The 17,368-nt window shown below is 70.1% G+C and carries 13 protein-coding genes and 1 other RNA gene; 10 read left to right on the top strand and 4 right to left on the bottom strand.

Annotated elements, in window-relative coordinates; translation table 11 throughout:
- Positions 1-22 precede the first annotated feature (22 nt).
- From HNR01_RS09055 to HNR01_RS09065, 3 genes are all read right to left on the bottom strand, one after another.
- Complete coding sequence (locus HNR01_RS09055) at positions 23-1,036, bottom strand: adenosine kinase (protein WP_017483454.1); 1,014 nt, start codon at positions 1,034-1,036, stop codon at positions 23-25.
- A 76-nt stretch (positions 1,037-1,112) separates the two neighbouring features.
- The gene (locus tag HNR01_RS09060; RefSeq protein WP_183667476.1) at positions 1,113-1,667 is read right to left on the bottom strand and encodes a Uma2 family endonuclease; all 555 of its coding nucleotides are present in this window, start codon (positions 1,665-1,667) and stop codon (positions 1,113-1,115) included.
- A 45-nt stretch (positions 1,668-1,712) separates the two neighbouring features.
- Positions 1,713-2,033: a hypothetical protein gene (locus HNR01_RS09065; RefSeq protein ID WP_183667477.1), complete on the bottom strand. Its 321-nt coding sequence runs from the start codon at positions 2,031-2,033 to the stop codon at positions 1,713-1,715.
- Between the two features lie 128 nt (positions 2,034-2,161).
- On the opposite strand from HNR01_RS09065, the gene ligA reads away from it, so the two are divergent.
- The 10 genes from ligA (at position 2,162) to HNR01_RS09115 (ending at position 15,171) form a co-directional block, all read left to right on the top strand.
- Positions 2,162-4,609 carry an NAD-dependent DNA ligase LigA gene (ligA, locus tag HNR01_RS09070; RefSeq protein ID WP_183667478.1) on the top strand — a complete coding sequence of 816 codons (2,448 nt, stop codon included), beginning with the start codon at positions 2,162-2,164 and terminating at the stop codon, positions 4,607-4,609.
- 54 nt (positions 4,610-4,663) lie between these two features.
- Positions 4,664-5,068: RNase P RNA component class A (gene rnpB / locus HNR01_RS09075), an RNA gene on the top strand.
- Between the two features lie 453 nt (positions 5,069-5,521).
- Positions 5,522-6,592 (top strand): 16S rRNA (cytosine(1402)-N(4))-methyltransferase RsmH, encoded by a 1,071-nt coding sequence (rsmH, locus tag HNR01_RS09080; protein ID WP_183667479.1) that lies wholly within the window; start codon positions 5,522-5,524, stop codon positions 6,590-6,592.
- On the top strand, positions 6,589-7,020 hold the full coding sequence (gene ftsL, locus HNR01_RS09085) for a cell division protein FtsL (protein WP_183667480.1): 432 nt from the start codon (positions 6,589-6,591) through the stop codon (positions 7,018-7,020). The genes rsmH and ftsL overlap by 4 nt, the downstream gene beginning before the upstream one ends.
- Before the next feature lie 196 nt (positions 7,021-7,216).
- Positions 7,217-8,941, top strand: coding sequence for a peptidoglycan D,D-transpeptidase FtsI family protein (locus tag HNR01_RS09090; RefSeq protein ID WP_246417458.1), 1,725 nt, complete (start codon positions 7,217-7,219; stop codon positions 8,939-8,941).
- A 58-nt stretch (positions 8,942-8,999) separates the two neighbouring features.
- Complete coding sequence (locus HNR01_RS09095; RefSeq protein WP_183667481.1) at positions 9,000-10,493, top strand: UDP-N-acetylmuramoyl-L-alanyl-D-glutamate--2,6-diaminopimelate ligase; 1,494 nt, start codon at positions 9,000-9,002, stop codon at positions 10,491-10,493.
- Positions 10,490-11,965 (top strand): UDP-N-acetylmuramoylalanyl-D-glutamyl-2,6-diaminopimelate--D-alanyl-D-alanine ligase, encoded by a 1,476-nt coding sequence (locus HNR01_RS09100; protein WP_183667482.1) that lies wholly within the window; start codon positions 10,490-10,492, stop codon positions 11,963-11,965. Before HNR01_RS09095 ends, HNR01_RS09100 begins: the two co-directional genes overlap by 4 nt.
- Positions 11,966-12,071: 106 nt before the next feature.
- Complete coding sequence (gene mraY, locus HNR01_RS09105) at positions 12,072-13,154, top strand: phospho-N-acetylmuramoyl-pentapeptide-transferase (RefSeq protein WP_017483463.1); 1,083 nt, start codon at positions 12,072-12,074, stop codon at positions 13,152-13,154.
- A gap of 25 nt (positions 13,155-13,179) precedes the next feature.
- Positions 13,180-14,556 carry a UDP-N-acetylmuramoyl-L-alanine--D-glutamate ligase gene (murD, locus tag HNR01_RS09110; protein WP_183667483.1) on the top strand — a complete coding sequence of 459 codons (1,377 nt, stop codon included), beginning with the start codon at positions 13,180-13,182 and terminating at the stop codon, positions 14,554-14,556.
- 66 nt (positions 14,557-14,622) lie between these two features.
- Positions 14,623-15,171, top strand: coding sequence for an acyl-CoA thioesterase (locus tag HNR01_RS09115; RefSeq protein WP_183667484.1), 549 nt, complete (start codon positions 14,623-14,625; stop codon positions 15,169-15,171).
- A 29-nt stretch (positions 15,172-15,200) separates the two neighbouring features.
- On the opposite strand, the gene HNR01_RS09120 is transcribed toward HNR01_RS09115, so the two are convergent.
- Positions 15,201-17,117: a cation:proton antiporter domain-containing protein gene (locus tag HNR01_RS09120; RefSeq protein ID WP_026105371.1), complete on the bottom strand. Its 1,917-nt coding sequence runs from the start codon at positions 17,115-17,117 to the stop codon at positions 15,201-15,203.
- Positions 17,118-17,368: the final 251 nt, after the last annotated feature.

The raw sequence follows: 17,368 nt of genomic DNA on the forward strand, positions 1-17,368 counted from the left end.
GCCGGACCTCTGCCGCACGGCTTCAGATGAGCCGGTGCTCGCGCGCCAGCGCCGGAAGATCCCGCTGCGGCCGGGCGCCGATATGCTCGATGACCTCGGCCGCCGCCAGCGCACCGAGACGGGCCGAGGCCACGTAATCGATGCCGCGGGTGTAGCCGGCCAGGAAGCCCGCCGCGAACAGATCCCCCGCCCCCGTCGTGTCGACCACTTCGCGGGCGGGGAAGGCCTCCACCGCCCGCACTTCGCCGCCGCGCACCACCAGCGCGCCCTGGGCCGAGCGGGTCACGAGGCCGAGCAGGTGCGTGCCCTTGACACCCCGCTCCTCGCGCAGAGCCGCGACGGCCGCTTCCGGGTCGTCGGTCTGATAGAGGCTCTGGAGCTCGCCGATATTGGCGAACAGGATGTCGATGCTGCCGTTTCGGATCAGTTCGAGGAATTCCTCGCGGTAGCGGCCGACGCAGAAGGCGTCGGACAGGGTCAGCGCCACGGCGTTTCCAGCGGAATGCGCGACCTTCACCGCCTTGCGGAACGCGTCCTTTGCGGCCGGCGGATCCCACAGATAGCCCTCGAGATAGGTGACGCGGGCCGAGCGGACGGTGGCCTCGTCCACGTCGTCGGGCGAGAGACCCTGACAGGCGCCGAGATAGGTGTTCATGGTGCGCTCGCCGTCCGGCGTCACCAGGATGAAGCAGCGGGCCGTGGCCGGTCCCTCGGTCGTCGGCGCGACGTCGAAACGCACGCCGGTCGCCTTCAGGTCGTGGCTGAACAGACGGCCGAGTTCGTCCTCGTGAACCTTGCCGACGAAGCCGGTCTTGGCGCCGAGCAGCGCCGCGCCGACCGCGGTATTGGCACCCGAGCCGCCGGAGACGACGGTGGCCGGGCCCATCACCTCGAAGAGGTTCTCGGCCCGCGGCTCGTCGATGAGCTGCATCGCGCCCTTCGTCACGCCCTGCTCGGTCAGGAATTTCTCATCGGCATGGGCGATGAGATCGACGATGGCGTTGCCGAGGACGAGAAGGTCGAGGGATTGGGACATCGGGCCGTCCGGTCTCGCGTGACAGATGAGCCGGGCCTGTCGCACCCCACTCGACAAGCGTCAAGCAAGGGCCGTCTCAAGGCTCCGCGAACAGGGCCGCGACGGGGAGCGTGAGCCCGGGCGGATCGAGCGAGAGATCACCGGAGGCGGCGATGCGCGTCTCGATCAAGTCGCTTGCGCCGCGGCGGTGATGGATCACCGTACGTCGTTCTGTGTCGAGGATGAGGTAGTGCTGCACGCTCGGCAGGCGGAAGTAGCCGAGGAACTTGAAGCCGGTATCAACCTGCTTCGTGCTCGGTGAGAGAACCTCGACGACGATGAGCGGTTCGGGGACCGTCGTGGCATCGGGATCGAGTCGCCCGCCGCAATGGACGAGAGCATCCGGCTCGAAGACCGTTTGCTCGTCGACCCGAACGGACAGACCGTCCGGCAGCATTTCGCAAGGGACGCGGCAAGCGCGGATCGCATCGCGCAAGGCCGTCTGCGCCGCGAATTTCGTCACCGCATGCCGTACACGCTCCGGCGACATCGAGAAGACCTCGCCATCGGCGAGTTCGTGCCGTCCTGGCTGGCCCTCGGCCCAAGCCATGAATTCATCGGCGGTCATGCGGACTTTGGGCTGCACGCTCATAGGCTTGAGCCTATCACCATTCCCGATGCTGGCGAAGGCGGGAGGCTACTGCTGCAGCGCCTTCACCTCGCATTGCGCGTAGTCCGAACTCGCCTTCACATACGCGTTGAGCTTCTGGACGTAAGCTCCTGCGATTGATTGGAAAGCCTGTGCCTGGGCGTTGTAGGCCTTGATCGCGTCGTTGTAGCTGTAGGCCTCCCAGCCGGGGCAGCCGTCCTTCTTGTCGAGGCAGGCGGGCTTTTCGGGAAGCTTCGGCTTTTCCGGCCGCGCCTCGGCCGGCGGGGGCGTCGGCGGCGTGCAGGGGGCGGCGAGCGCCGGCCCCGCGAAGCCGGCCAGCGCCAAAGCCGTGATGATGCGTCCTGCCATGATCCGCTCCCAAAGCTTCGCCCGAGCTCTCGTTTCGACGGTTCTGCCCGCCGAGTTGTGGCGGGAATGGGGTCGCCGTGGCGCCAGCGTTAACGCACCGTCGCGCGAGATCGGCTAGAACGCGGCCCATGCCGCGCATGCCCCTCTCCGCCGCCGTCGAATCCCTGAGCGAGGACGCCGCCCAGGCGCGCCACGCGGAATTGTCCCGGGCGATCGAGCGGGCGAACCACCTCTACTACAACGAGGACGCGCCCGAGCTCACCGATGCCGAGTACGACGCCCTGCGCCAGGAGCTGGAGGCGATCGAGGCGCGCTTTCCAACACTGACCGGCACGACCGAGGCGAGCGCCGGCGTTGGCGCCAAGCCTTCGGAAAAGTTCGCCAAGGTCCGGCACGCGGTGCCGATGCTCTCGCTGGGCAACGCCTTCGCCGACGAGGACGTGGAGGAATTCGTCGCCCGCGTGCGCCGCTTCCTCAACCTGACGGCCGACGAGCCTGTCGCCTTCACCGCCGAGCCGAAGATCGACGGCCTGTCGCTGTCGCTGCGATACGAGGCCGGCCGGCTCGTGACCGCGGCGACGCGCGGCGACGGCGAGGTCGGCGAGAACGTCACCGCCAATGCCCTGACCGTAGAGGACATCCCCGAGACGCTGTCCGGCAGGGACATCCCCGAGGTGCTGGAGGTGCGCGGCGAGGTCTACCTCTCGCACGCGGATTTCGCCGCCATCAACGCGCGGCAGGAGGCAGCGGGCAAGCCGCTCTTCGCCAACCCGCGCAACGCCGCCGCCGGTTCGCTGCGCCAGCTCGACCCCGCGATCACCGCCGCGCGCCCCCTGCGCTTCTTCGCCTATGCCTGGGGCGAGGTGTCCGACCCCTTCGCCGACACGCAGTCGGCGGTGCTGGAGCGGTTCCGGGGCTGGGGCCTGCCGGTCAATCCGCGGACCAAGCTGTGCCGCTCGGCCGAGGAGATGATCGCCCATTACCGCGCCATCGAGGCGGAGCGGGCCGGTCTCGGCTACGACATCGACGGCGTCGTCTACAAGGTGGACGATCTCGGCTTCCAGCGCCGGCTCGGCTTCGTCAGCCGGGCACCGCGCTGGGCGCTCGCTCACAAGTTCGCGGCGCAGGAGGCGATCACCGAACTCGTCGCCATCGACATCAATGTCGGCCGTACCGGCTCGCTCAACCCGTTGGCGCGCCTCAAGCCGGTGACCGTCGGCGGCGTGGTGGTCTCGAACGCGACGCTGCACAACGAGGGTTACGTCCAGGGCGTCGGCGCCGACGGCGAGCCGATCCGCGAGGGACGCGACATCCGTGTCGGCGACACCGTGATCGTGGTCCGCGCCGGCGACGTGATCCCGAAGGTGATGGACGTGGTGCTCGACAAGCGCCCCAGTGACGCCGTGCCCTACGTCTTCCCCGAAACCTGCCCGGCCTGCGGCAGTCGGGCGGTGCGCGAGCTGAACCCGCGCACGAAAAAACTCGACGCGGTGCGCCGCTGCACCGGCGGTCTGATCTGCCCGGCGCAAGGGGTGGAGCGGCTGAAGCACTTCGTCTCGCGCAACGGCTTCGACCTCGAGGGCTTCGGACAAACCTATATCGAGGTGCTGTTCGAGGCCGGTCTCGTGAAGCAGCCCGCCGATCTGTTCCGGCTCGAATTCGAACCGCTGAAGGCGGCGATCGTCGCCCGGCGCGAGGCGCTCTCGGCCCAGCGCCGGGCCGAGGGTGAGCCGACGCCGAAGAAGCCGACCAAGAAGAAGGGCGAGGAGGAGGACAAGGCGATCAAGAACCTGCTCGCCTCGCTGGAGGCGCGCCGAACGATCCCGCTCAACCGCTTCCTGTTCGCGCTCGGCATCCCCCAGATCGGCGAATCGACCGCCAAGGCCCTGGCCAAGCGCTTTCCCGACATGCCGGCACTGATGGCGGCGCTCGCGGCGGCGACGCGGGAGCAGGCGGGACGCGACTGGCTCGAACTCTCGGCGCTTCCCCGGATCGGGCCGGGCACCCGCGACCGACTGTTCGAGACCCTGGACCCGCTTCCCGGAGAAGCGATGCAGGATCTGAGCCTCGGCGCGCGACTGCGAGAACGGCTCACGCCCTCACAGCGCGAGGCGGTGCTCGCCCACTATGGCGGTGAGGCGGAAGCCGACGCCGCTCTCGAACGGGCGGCGACGCAGCGGCCCGGAGACGCCTACCGCCTGTTCGCCGACGACGGCGAGATCGGCCCCGTGGCGACGGATTCGCTGATCCAGTTCTTCTCCGAGCCGCACAACGATGCAGCGGTGCGGGCGCTGCTCGAAGAGGTGAGCACCGAGCCGCTCGCGGCCCCGACCGCCTCGGCGGCGGCGTTCGCCGGCAAGACCGTGGTCTTCACCGGAACCCTCGAAAAGATGACCCGCAGCGAGGCCAAGGCCACGGCGGAGCGGCTCGGTGCGAAGGTCTCGGGCTCGGTCTCGGCCAAGACCGACCTCGTCGTTGCAGGCCCCGGTGCAGGCTCGAAGCTCAAGGACGCCGAACGGCACGGCGTGCGGGTGGTCTCGGAGGACGATTGGCTGGGGATGCTGGCGGAGGCCTAAATTCGCCTCTGAGCCTTGACCCCGCGCCCCTCGGGGCGCAATCCGTGCGCCGGATCAGCCGGCCGGGCGGCCGCTCCGTCGTCAGACGGGGAGGAAAGTCCGGGCTCCATGGAGAGGCGGTGCCGGATAACCTCCGGCGGGGGCGACCCCAGGGACAGTGCCACAGAGAGCAGACCGCCTCGCAAGGGCTCGTCCTTTGCGAGGTCAGGGTGAAAGGGTGCGGTAAGAGCGCACCGCGGACGCGGCAACGCGGACGGCACGGCAAACCCCACCGGGAGCAAAACCGAATAGGGGCGACACGCTTCTTCCCGCGAGGGGAGGGCAGGCCCGCTCTCCAGGCTCGTCGCCCGGGTTGGTTGCTCGAGGCGGCCGGTAACGGACGTCCCAGAGGAATGGCTGCCACGTCCGTGAGCTTGCTCGCGGGCCCTACAGAACCCGGCTTACAGGCCGGCTGATCCACCCGGCGCAGCCGAACACTCCTTTCCATTTCTGATACGGCCAAGTGCTTTCCGAAATTCGCAAAAATGCGAGAGCGCGGCGCTGATGCCGCGGCATGAGTTGCAGGCCATCCCGCCTGTAAACCTCAAGAAAACGGCCGGTCTATTGACGCTCGGTTAACCTTGATGCGGTCAGATCAGAGCAGCCTGCACGGTCAAGCTCGTTGACGCGTTTCGAGGGCCCATGTTACCCCGAGCCATCCCGTTGACGCCCTATTCTGGATCGGCCAACACTCGCTCAGGTTGCCTCGCGGGACTGCGCGCGCATGGCCGGAGCCGTTCGCGGATCGGCGTCGCCACATCCGACCGGGCCGCCGCGCGGTCCGTCCACTCAGCAGGCCTTCATGACTCGTCCCTCGCCGGATGGCGCCCGAGCTTTCTCCGGATTCCGCGAGAGCGCCGCGGGGCGGTGGCGATGAGCCGGACGCCGCGCACGGTGAAAGCGGAGACGTCGAAGGCTGAGACGTCGGCAGCCGAGCCCGTTCGCCACATTCCGGTTCTTCTCGCCGAAGTCCTCGCCGCGCTCGCCCTCGACCGGCCGGGACTGGCCGTGGACGGCACCTTCGGTGCGGGCGGCTACACCCGCGCCCTCCTCGATGCCGCACCCGAGATCCGGGTGATCGCCATCGACCGCGACCCCACCGCGATCCGGGCCGGCGCCGGTCTGGTAGACGCCTCTGCCGGCCGCCTGCGGCTGGTGCAGGGCCGCTTCGGCGAACTCGATACCCTGATCGCCCAGCAGGGCGATGCGCAGGCCGACTGGGTCGTGCTCGATATCGGCGTGTCCTCGATGCAGCTCGACGAGGCGCAGCGCGGCTTCTCGTTCCGCCAGGACGGCCCGCTCGACATGCGCATGGGCAACGAGGGCCCGAGCGCGGCCGATCTCGTGAACGGCGAGGAGGAGAGCAGGCTCGCCGACATCCTCTACCATTTCGGCGAGGAGCGCCGCTCGCGCGCGGTCGCCCGCGCCATCGTCGAGGCGCGCCGCCGCGCCCCAATCGAGACGACGGCACAGCTCGCCGATCTCATCGCCGGCGTGGTGCGGCCCGAGCCCGGCAGCCCGATCCACCCGGCGACCCGGAGCTTCCAGGGTCTGCGGATCGCGGTGAACGACGAACTCGGCGAACTGGTGCGCGGCCTGCACGCCGCCGAGCGTGTGCTCAAGCCCGGCGGCCGGCTCGCCGTAGTGACCTTCCACTCGCTCGAAGACCGCATCGTGAAGCAGTTCTTCTCCGCCCGGAGCGGCCGGGCGGCACAGGCCTCCCGCCACCTGCCGGGCGTTGAGCGGCCGGCGCCCAGGAGCTTCCAGCTCGTGACCAAGGGCCCGGTCCTGCCCTCGGAGGCGGAAACGGATGTCAATCCGCGGGCGCGCTCGGCCAAGCTGCGTGCCGGGGAGCGGACGGAGGCGCCGCCGCCGCCGCCGCTGAGCGCCATCGAGACGCTGGCGAGCCTGCCGGCGGCGCAGGGACGGGGGGCACGGCGGTGATCCGGCTTCTCAACGTGCTGGCGATCGTCGGCCTGATCGGCTCGGCGGTCTACGCCTACTCGATCAAGTACGACACGCTCTATCAGGCCGGACAGGTCTCCAAGCTGAAGACCGCCCTGCACAAGGAACGGCAGGCCATCGCGGTGCTGCGCGCCGAGTGGCAGCTCCTGACACGGCCCGACCGCCTCCAGGCGGCGGTCGAGCGGCATCTCAGCCTCGAGCCCATCGGCGACGGGCATCTCGCGCGCCTCTCCGACCTGCCGAACCGGCCCGACCGGGGCGACGAGATCGGCCGCCTCCTGGCCTCCACGGCGACCCCGACCGTGACGCCGAAGGACAAGCCGGCGAGCGCCCGAGACGAGCCGCGCACGACGGGCTCGGTCACCACCCGCACCGTCTCCACCCGCCCGCCGGCGGTTTCGAGGTAGCGTCCCCGTGTCTCAAGATCCGACGCACGATCCGTTGGCTGCGCCCCTGCCTGCGCCCTTGCCTGCGCCCTTGCCCGATCCCGCGCAGCAGGAACCGGAGACGTTTGCGCAGGATACGACCCCTGCGGCAGCCGTTTCGGCGGCGGAGGCGATTCCGGAGCGCGTGGTGGCGAGCGAGCCGCCGGCCTCTTCGCTGATGCGCCTCGCCCGGATGATGTTCCGTCTCGCGATCGAGCGCTCCCACGCCCGCGTGGCGCTGGTCGGCCTCGCCTTCACGGCGGTGTTCATGACGATCGGCGTGCGCCTGATCGTGATCGCGGCCACGCCCGCCAACAACAGCGACGAGCACCGCGTTGCGGCGGCGGCCACCACCGCGATCCGCCCCGACATCATCGATCGCAACGGCGAGATCCTGGCCACCGACATCCGCACCGTCTCGGTCTTCGCCGAGCCGAAGCGGATGGCGCGCACCTTCGACACCGACGAGGCGGTCGAACTCCTGACCGCCGTTCTGCCGGAGCTGAATGCGGCGGAGCTGCGCGCCAAGCTGTCCTCGAAGAAGGGCTTCGTCTGGATCAAGCGCGAGATCACCCCCAAGCAGCAGCTCGAAGTCCACCGCCTCGGCATTCCCGGCGTCGGCTTCCTGCCCGACCACAAGCGGGTCTACCCGAACGGGGTGGCGGCGGCGCACATCATCGGCGCAACGAACCTCGACAATATCGGTATCGCCGGAATCGAGAAGTACATCGACAACCGCGGCAACAAGGCGCTCAACGAGTTCGGCCTCGTGGCCAAGCAGACCGACCTCTCGCCGATCCAGCTCTCCCTCGACCTGCGTGCCCAATTCGCCGTGCGCGACGAGCTCGTGAAGGGCGTGGAGAAGTTCAAGGCCAAGGCCGGCGCCTCGATGATCCTCGACGTGACCACCGGCGAGGTCGTCGCTCTGGCCTCCTACCCGGATTTCGATCCCAACGAGCCGAAGGACGCGCTGTCCGACGACCGGATCAACCGGATGAATGTCGGCGTCTACGAGATGGGCTCGACCTTCAAGGCGATGACGCTCGCCATGGCGCTCGATTCCGGCAAGTACAACGTCAACTCGACCTTCGACACCCGCGGCGGCGTGCTGCACTGGGGCCGGCAGAAGATCCACGACTACCACGCCACCGGTCGCGTGCTGACCATGCCGGAGGTGTTCACCCACTCCTCCAACATCGGCTCGGCCAAGATGGCGCTCGGCGTCGGCGTGCCCGGCCACCGCGCCTTCCTCAAGAAGATGGGCCTGCTCGACCGGATGCGGACCGAGCTGCCGGAATCGGCCGCGCCGATCCTTCCGCCGCGCTGGGCCGAGATCAACACCATCACCATCGCCTTCGGCCACGGCATCGCGGTGGCGCCGATCCAGGCCGCGGCGGCGGTGGCGGCGATCGTCAACGGCGGTGACCTCATGACGCCGACCTTCCTCAAGACCGACGAGCCGACCGCGCGGGCCAAGGCCAGCCACGTGATCAAGCCGGAGGCCAGCGAGGCGATGCGCTTCATCATGCGCCTCAACGCGACCGAGGGCTCGGCCAAGAAGGCTTCGGTCCCGCTCTACTATGTCGGCGGCAAGACCGGCACGGCGGAGAAGGTCATCAACGGGCGCTACGCCAAGAACCGCCTGTTCACGACCTTCATGGCGGCCGCTCCCATGGACAAGCCGAAATACCTGTTCCTGACCATCATGGACGAGCCGCAGGGCCTGCCCGAGACCGGCGGCTACGCCACCGCGGCCTACAATTCCGGCACGGTGACGGGCAAGATCATCGAGCGGGCCGCGCCGATCCTCGGACTGGCGCCGCGCTTCGATCCGCCGGTGAAGCCGTTCCCGCTGATGGTGAAGCTCGGCGCCTATCACGCGACCATGGTGGACGGGCAGTGACGGCGTCCTGTACCCGGTCGGCCTGACCCGCAAGGACGCCTCCGAGGATCTTCTCTCCATGAGTCAGCCGACGCCAGACGACCGGATTCTCGGCGAACGGTCTCTCGGCCACCTGTTCCCGGAGGCGGAGGCCACCATCGCCGCCCGCCCCGTCGCCGGCCTCACCGCCGACAGCCGCCGGGTCGTCCCCGGCGGCGTGTTCGTGGCCGTGCCCGGAACCACCGCCGACGGCCGCCTGTTCGCCGCCGCCGCCGCGGCCGCCGGCGCGGTCGCCGTGGTCGGGGAGGGGACGCGCCCGGCGGATCTGCCCGGCGCGACGGCCTGGATCGCGGTGGCGGATGCCCGCCGGGCGCTCGCCCTCGCCGCCGCCCGCCTGTCCGGGCGCCAGCCGGAGACGGTGGTGGCGGTCACCGGCACGAGCGGCAAAAGCTCGGTCGCCGATTTCGTACGGCAGATCCTGTCGCGTCTCGGCCGGGACGCGGCCAGCCTCGGCACCGTCGGCATCGTCACGAACCGGGGCGCGGCCTACGGCTCCCTGACGACCCCCGATCCCGTGACGCTGCACGAGACCCTGGCGCGGCTGGCGGAGGAGGGCATCACCGATCTCGCCATGGAGGCCTCCTCCCACGGCATCGAGCAGCGCCGCCTCGACGGGGTCGAGCTGACGGCCGCCGCCTTCACCAATCTCGGCCGCGACCACCTCGATTATCACCCGACGATCGAGGATTATCTCGAGGCCAAGCTCCGGCTGTTCACAACGTTGCTGCCCGAGGGCCGCCCCGCCATCGTCAACGCCGACGGCGCCTATGCCGAGCGCGTCATCGGCGCGGCCGACGCCGCCGGGCACATTGTCCGGACCACGGGACGCGGCGGCGACTTCATCCGCCTCATCGAGGCCGGCACGGACGGCTTCTCGCAGAGCCTGATGCTGGCCCATGGCGGCCGGGAATACCGCGTGCGCCTGCCGCTCGTCGGCGGCTTCCAGGTCGAGAACGCGCTCCTCGCGGCGGGTCTCGCCCTGGCGACGCCGGCGGGCGCGGCCGATCCGGCAGGCGTCTTCGCGGCGCTCGAAGGACTGACTGGCGTGCCGGGCCGCATGGAGCGGATCGGCGAGGCAAAGGGCGGGCTTTGCCTCGTCGATTACGCCCACAAGCCGGAGGCGCTGGAGCACGTGCTGACGGCGCTGCGCCCCTTCGCCAGCGGACGCCTCGTCGTGGTGTTCGGCTGCGGCGGCAACCGCGACGCCGGCAAGCGGCCGATCATGGGCGCCATCGCCGAGCGCCTCGCCGACCGGGTGATCGTCACTGACGACAACCCCCGCAACGAGGAGCCCGCCGCGATCCGCGCCGCGATCCTCGCCGCGGCGCCGGGCGCGGAAGAGATCGGCGACCGGGCCGAGGCGATCCGGGCCGGCGTGCGCGCTCTGAGCGCCGGCGACGTGCTGGTGGTGGCCGGCAAAGGTCATGAAACCGGCCAGATCGTCGGGTCACGCGTGCTCCCGTTCTCGGATCACGACACCCTGCGCGCCGCGATCGCGGAGTTGAACGGATGAGCGACGCCCCCCTCTGGACCCCGGATTCCCTGGAAGAGGCCACCGGCGGACGCCTGATCGGCGCGCCCCGCGCGGTCACCGGCGCCTCGATCGACACCCGCAGCCTGGAGCCCGGCGACCTGTTCTTCGCCATCCGCGGCGAGGCGCGGGACGGCCACGACTTCGTGCCCGCTGCCCTGGAGAAAGGCGCCGGAGCGGCGGTGGTCGCGGCCTCGCGCGCCGCGGAATTCGAAAGAAACGGTCCGGTCCTCGCCGTACCGGAGGAGGGCGAGGATCCGGTGCTGGAGGCGATGCGCCGCCTCGGGCTGGCCGCCCGCGCCCGCACCGGAGCCGCCATCGTCGCGGTGACCGGCTCCGTCGGCAAGACCGGCACCAAGGAGGCCCTGCGCCACGTGCTCTCGGCACAGGGCGCGACCCACGCGTCGGTCGCCTCCTATAACAATCACTGGGGTGTGCCCCTGACGCTGGCGCGGATGCCGGCGGAGAGCCGCTTCGGCGTGTTCGAGATCGGCATGAACCACGGTGCCGAGATCCTGCCGCTCACCGCGATGGTGCGGCCGGACGTGGCACTGATCACTACGGTCGAGCCGGTGCATATCGAGCATTTCCGCTCGCTCTCGGCCATCGCCGACGCCAAGGGCGAAATCTTTTCCGGGTTGAAGCCCGGAGGCGTCGCGGTGATCAACCGCGACAACCCGAACTACGAGCGGATGCTCGCCCACGCCCATGCCTCGCGGGCCGGACGCATCATCACCTTCGGCGAGCACGCGGCGGCGGATGTGCGGGCCAACCGCATCCTGACCCGGCCCGACGTCTCGGTGGTCGACGCCACCGTGATGGGAGTTCCTGTCACCTACCAGCTCGGAACGCCCGGCCGGCACGTGGCGATGAACTCGCTCGGCGTGCTGGCCTGCATCCACGCCCTTGGCGCCGACCTCGCCCGCGCCGCCCTGTCGCTGGCGGGACTGAAGCCACCGGTCGGGCGCGGCGAGCGCACCGCCCTGCGGATCGAGCAAGGGGCCGGCGAAGCCGAGGCCTTCCTCATCGACGAGAGCTACAACGCCAACCCGGCCTCCATCCGCGCAGCCCTGGCGACGCTTGCCGGGATCGAGACCGGCGCCAAGGGCCGGCACATCGCCGTGCTCGGCGACATGAAGGAGCTGGGCGCGGCCGGCGAGGCGCTCCACCGCGAGCTTGCGGAGGCGGTCGCCGCGAACGGCATCGATCTCGTCTTCGCCGTCGGCCCGCTGATGGCGCACCTGTTCGAGGCGTTGCCGATGGCAGTGCGGGGAGCGGCCGGCCTCACCGCCGCGGACGTCACCGACGCCGTGCTTGCGACCCTGCGTCCGGGCGATGCCGTGATGGTGAAGGGCTCCAACTCCATGCGCATGGTCCGCATTGTCGAAGCGGTCAAAGCCCGCTACGCGGTCGCGCCGGACCCGCGCGAAGCCTCGCTGAACGCGGTCCGCTGAGCTTCATCCACCGACCGGGCCCTCGCGCCCGGCCGTTCCAGCCGGCCGCGCTCCGCGCGCGTCGCCGGGCACGCCGAACAACGACCTGCCGCGGGCGGACGAACGCATGCTCTATCTGCTGTCGGAACTGAGCGGCACGCTCACGCCCCTCAACGTGTTCCGCTACATCACCTTCCGCACCGGCGGCGCGCTGTTCACGGCGGGCTTCTTCGTGTTCTGGTTCGGCCCCTGGATCATCTCGCTGCTGCGCCTGCGCCAGGGCAAAGGCCAGCCGATCCGCGAGGACGGCCCGGCGACCCACCTGACCAAGCGCGGCACCCCGACCATGGGTGGCCTGATGATCCTGGCCGGCGCCGTGGTCTCGATCCTGCTCTGGACCAACCCGCACAACCACTACGTCTGGGTGACGCTCGCCGTGACCCTCGGCTTCGGCGCGATCGGCTTCTATGACGACTACCTCAAGGTGACGAAGCAGTCGCACAAGGGCTTTTCCGGCCGCTTCCGGCTGCTGCTCGAATTCGCGATCGCCGGCGCGGCCTGCCTGATGATCTCGATCTACTCGCCGCCGGCGCTGCAGAACCAGCTTGCCTTCCCGGTCTTCAAGGACGCGCTCTTGAACCTCGGCTGGTTCTGGGTGCCGTTCGCGGCCTTCGTCATCGTGGGCGCTGGAAACGCGGTCAACATCACCGACGGCCTCGACGGGCTCGCCATCGTCCCCGTGATGATCGCCTGCGCCACCTTCGGCGTGATCGCCTACCTCGTCGGCAACGTCATCTACGCCAGCTACCTCCAGGTGAACTACGTGCGCGACACCGGCGAACTCGCCGTGGTCTGCGGCGCGGTGATCGGAGCGGGTCTCGGATTCCTCTGGTTCAACGCCCCGCCGGCGCAGATCTTCATGGGCGACACCGGCTCGCTCGCGCTCGGCGGCCTGCTCGGCTCGATCGCGGTGGCCGCCAAGCACGAGATCGTGCTCGCCATCGTCGGCGGCCTGTTCGTGCTGGAGATCATGTCGGTGATCATCCAGGTTCTGTCGTTCAAGCTCACGGGCAAGCGCGTCTTCCGCATGGCGCCGATTCACCACCACTTCGAACAGAAGGGCTGGAAGGAGCCGCAGGTCGTGATCCGCTTCTGGATCATCGCCGTCATCCTGGCGCTGGTCGGGCTCGCCACGCTGAAGCTGCGCTGAGCGCCGGGAGCGCGAGGGACGAACCATGACGCCAGCCACCACCTTCGCCGGCCAGAAGATCGCCCTGTTCGGCCTCGGCGGCTCCGGTCTCGCCACCGTCCGCTCGCTGCTCGCCGGCGGCGCGGACGTGTTGGCCTGGGACGACAACGCGGGCAGCCGCGACCGCGCCCGCGAGCAGGGCATCACCGTCACCGATCTCAACGAGGCCGACTGGTCGGGCTTCGCCGCCCTGGTGCTGGCGCCCGGCGTGCCGCTGACCCATCCCGAGCCGCACTGGACGGTCGGATTGGCACGGGCGGCCGGTACCCCGATCATCGGCGATATTGAGATCTTCTGCCGCGAGCGGGCGTCGCTGGCACCGGGGGCGCCCTTCGTCGCCATCACCGGCACCAACGGCAAGTCCACCACCACGGCGCTCACGGCCCACCTGCTGCGCCATGCGGGGCGCGACGTGCAGATGGGCGGCAATATCGGCACCGCGATCCTGTCGCTGGAGCCGCCGGCGGCGAACCGCGTCCACGTGGTCGAGCTGTCCTCGTTCCAGATCGACCTGACCCCCTCGCTGAAATCCGGCGTCGGCATCCTGCTCAACCTGACGCCGGACCATCTCGACCGTCACGGCACCATGGAGAACTACGCCGCGATCAAGGAGCGGCTGGTGGCGGGTGCGGATCTCGCGGTCATCGGCGTCGACGACGCCTACTGTGCCGCCATCGCCGGGCGCCGCACGGAGAACCGCATCCGCCTCCATGTCGAGGGCCACGGCGACGCGGCGGGCGACTACGTCTGCGCGGACGGCACGGTGCGCGGCCCCGACGGCGCCGTGATCGCGGAGATCTCGGGCGTTCCATCCCTGCTCGGCGACCACAACCTCCAGAACGCCGCCGCGGCCGTCGCCGCCGCGATCCGGCTCGGTCTCTCCCGCGAGGAGATCGCCGCCGGCCTGAAGAGCTTTCCGGGGCTCGCGCACCGGATGGAGCCCCTCCGCCGGATTGGCCCGACGCTGTTCGTCAACGATTCCAAGGCCACCAACGCCGATTCCACCGAGAAGGCGCTGCTCGCCTTCCGCGACATCCACTGGATCGTCGGGGGCAAGGCGAAGGAGGGCGGCATCGAACCGCTCGCGCCGCTCTTCGACCGCGTCACCCACGCCTATCTGATCGGCGCATCGAGCGACGCCTTCGCCGCGACGCTGGAGGGACGCGTCGCCGTCACCCGCTGCGGCACGCTGGAGGTCGCGACGGAGACGGCGGCACGGGCCGCCCGCACGTCCGGGACGGAGGCGCCGGTGGTGCTGCTTTCGCCGGCCTGCGCCTCCTACGACCAGTTCCCGAACTTCGAGGTCCGCGGCGACCGGTTTCGCGATCTGGTCTCCGCGCTGCCCGACGAAAACGCGGTTTAGTACTGGACAAGGCGAGGCCGCCGGGGGAGGTGCCGGATCCTGTCCGGCCCACCACTGTCGTGATTCATGAACCTCTGGCTCCGCCTCCTCTGGTTGATCGCCACCGCATGGCGGCGACCGAGGATCGACCTGCCCTTCGCCCACTCGTCCCTGAGGTTCCGCGTCTGGCCGCACGACCTCGACACCTCGCTGCACCTCAATAACGGCCGGTACTGGACCCTGATGGATCTCGGCCGGACCGACCTGATGATCCGATCCGGATTGTGGCGCCCCGTGCTGCGGAACGGCTGGACCCCGGTCGTCAGTGCCGGACAGATCCGCTTCCGCCGGGAGCTCCGCCCCTTCCAGGCCTTCGATCTGGAAACACGGCTGCTGCACTGGGACGCCACCCGTGTCGTCATGGAACATCGCCTGATCGCCGCGGGGACCGACACGATCGCCGCGATCGCGCTGGTTCAGGCGGGCCTGTACAACCGGAAGCGGCGAAGCTTCGTCCCCGTGCATCGTCTGATGGAAGCGATCGGCGTCGTTGCGCACAGCCCGCAAGCGACGCCGGAGGTCGAGGCCTTCCTGTCCGCCGGAGACACCCTGCGCCGGGCTACCGCCTCGGACTGAGCATCCCGCTCTCCCGACGATCGGCGCGGTCAGGCGCTCTTCCCGATCGGCCGCGCCTCGACCGGCGCCTCGCCGGCTTTGTGGTCGGCGGCGCTCTCGCGCTCGGCCGGACGCGTCTTGCCGACCGTGCGGCGGGCGCGGAAGACGGGCCGCGTCTCCGCTTCCTTGCGCTTCAGCATGGTGCGGAACTCGTCGCGCCGCTCGTGGATCGAGGCGATGACGTGGCCCATCGGCACGCCGACGTCGACCAGCACTGCCTCCGAGAGTTGCAGCGAGGCCTCGATCGTCTCCGGCACCGCGTCGTCGACGCCCATCTCGTAGAGTTGCGTCGCGTGGCGCGCGTCGCGGGCGCGGGCGACGATGGTCAGGTCCGGCCGCTCGGCGCGGGCGGCCTGAACCACGGCTTCCACCGCGCGGGGATTGTCGAGGGTGACCACGAGGGCACGGGCCGTGGCGATGTCGCAACGGCGCAGCATCTCGGTGTTGGCCGAGTCGCCGAAATAGACCGGGCTGCCGAGCCGGCGCTGCTCGGCGACGCGGGCCGGGTCCGAGTCGAGGGCGATGAAGGAGATGGCGTGGCGCTTGAGCATCTCGCCGACGAGCCGCCCGACCCGGCCGTAGCCCGCAACGATGACCCGGTTCTGCTGCGGGTCCGGCACCGGCTCGGCCCGCGCCCGGCCGAGGCTCTCCTTCGTCACGCGCCGTCCGATCCGGCGGCCGAGGGCCGCGAGACCGGGGATCGCGATCATGGTCACGGTGGTGACGATGAGCGCCGCCCCGCCCACCGGCTCCGGAACGAGGCCGGCGACCATGGCACCGCCGATCAGCACGAAGGCGAACTCGCCGCCCGGGCCGATCAAGAGAGCCGTCTCCAGGGCAACCGAGCGGGGGATCCCCATGATGCGCCCGCCGGCGAGCACCACCGCGCCCTTGATCAGAAGCAGCCCGAGCGAGAGGCCGAGGATCGCGCCCGGCGCGGCGACGAGCTGGGCCGGATCGAGGTTCATGCCGACCGAGACGAAGAACACGCCGAGCAGCAGGCCCTTGAACGGGTCGATCGTCGCCTCGATCGCCCGGCGATACTCCGTCTCCGCGAGAAGCAGGCCGGCGACGAAGGCACCGAGCGTCATCGACAGGCCGCTGCCGGCTGCCACCAGCGCCGTCGCCACGATGACGAGCAGGCAGGCGGCCATGAACAGTTCCGGCGAGCGGGTGCGCGCCACGAGGTGGAAGAGCGGACGCAACGCCACGCGGCCGGCCACCACGATCACCAGCAGGGCGACCGCCGCCTGACCGAGCGCCAGGGCGAGCGCGCCGCCGAGGTCGCCGCCATCCTTGCGGCCGAGCACGGCGATCGCGAACAGGATCGGGGCGACCGCCAGATCCTGGAACAGCAGGATCGCGAAGCTGGTGCGCCCGGCCGGCGTGCCGAGTCGCCTCTGCTCGGCCAGCACCGGCAGCACGACCGCCGTGGAGGAGAGCGCCAGCGCGAGACCGACCAGAACCGCCCCGGCCACCGGCTGATCCAAGACGACGAGGATCCCGGCGATGACGGCCGCGGACGCCGCCACCTGGATCGCGCCGAGGCCGAAGACGAGTCGGCGCAGCACCCGCAGGCGCTCCCAGGACAGCTCGATCCCGATCATGAACATCAGGAAGATGACGCCGAACTCGGCGAGATGCGCGATTTCCGACCGGTTGCCGATGGTGAAGGGGGCAAGCCACGGATGCGCGTCGGCGAAGCGCCCGAGCCCGAACGGACCGAGCAGCGCGCCCGCACCGAGAAAGCCGAGCACCGGGCTGATCCGCAGGCGGTGGAACAGCGGCACGACGATGCCGGCGGTGACGAGAAAGAGGATCGCCTCCCGGTAGCCGCCCGGATGCGCGCCGGCTTGCACGCCCACTTGCGCGGCGATCTGGGCTCCGGCCTGCACGGGGTCGGTCATCGGGGCGGAACGCTGACGCTGGATGAGGAGGAGGGCGGCCCGGCTCCCTGCAGCTTCGGTGCCGCCGAGAAATTCAGGCGGACCCAGGCGGATCCGGGCCGTATCATGGGCGGCGAGCCGGTTGCGGAGCAACCGTTTTCCGCGCCCTGCCGCGGTTTTCGCGCGCCGGTCTCTTCTGGGACGGCCGCGCCGCCGTCATCCACCACTCATCGTCCCAGCCGGCACAACTTCGGCACAATACGCGCTTACGC

Source organism: Methylorubrum rhodesianum (assembly GCF_014199985.1).
Lineage (GTDB): Bacteria > Pseudomonadota > Alphaproteobacteria > Rhizobiales > Beijerinckiaceae > Methylobacterium > Methylobacterium rhodesianum.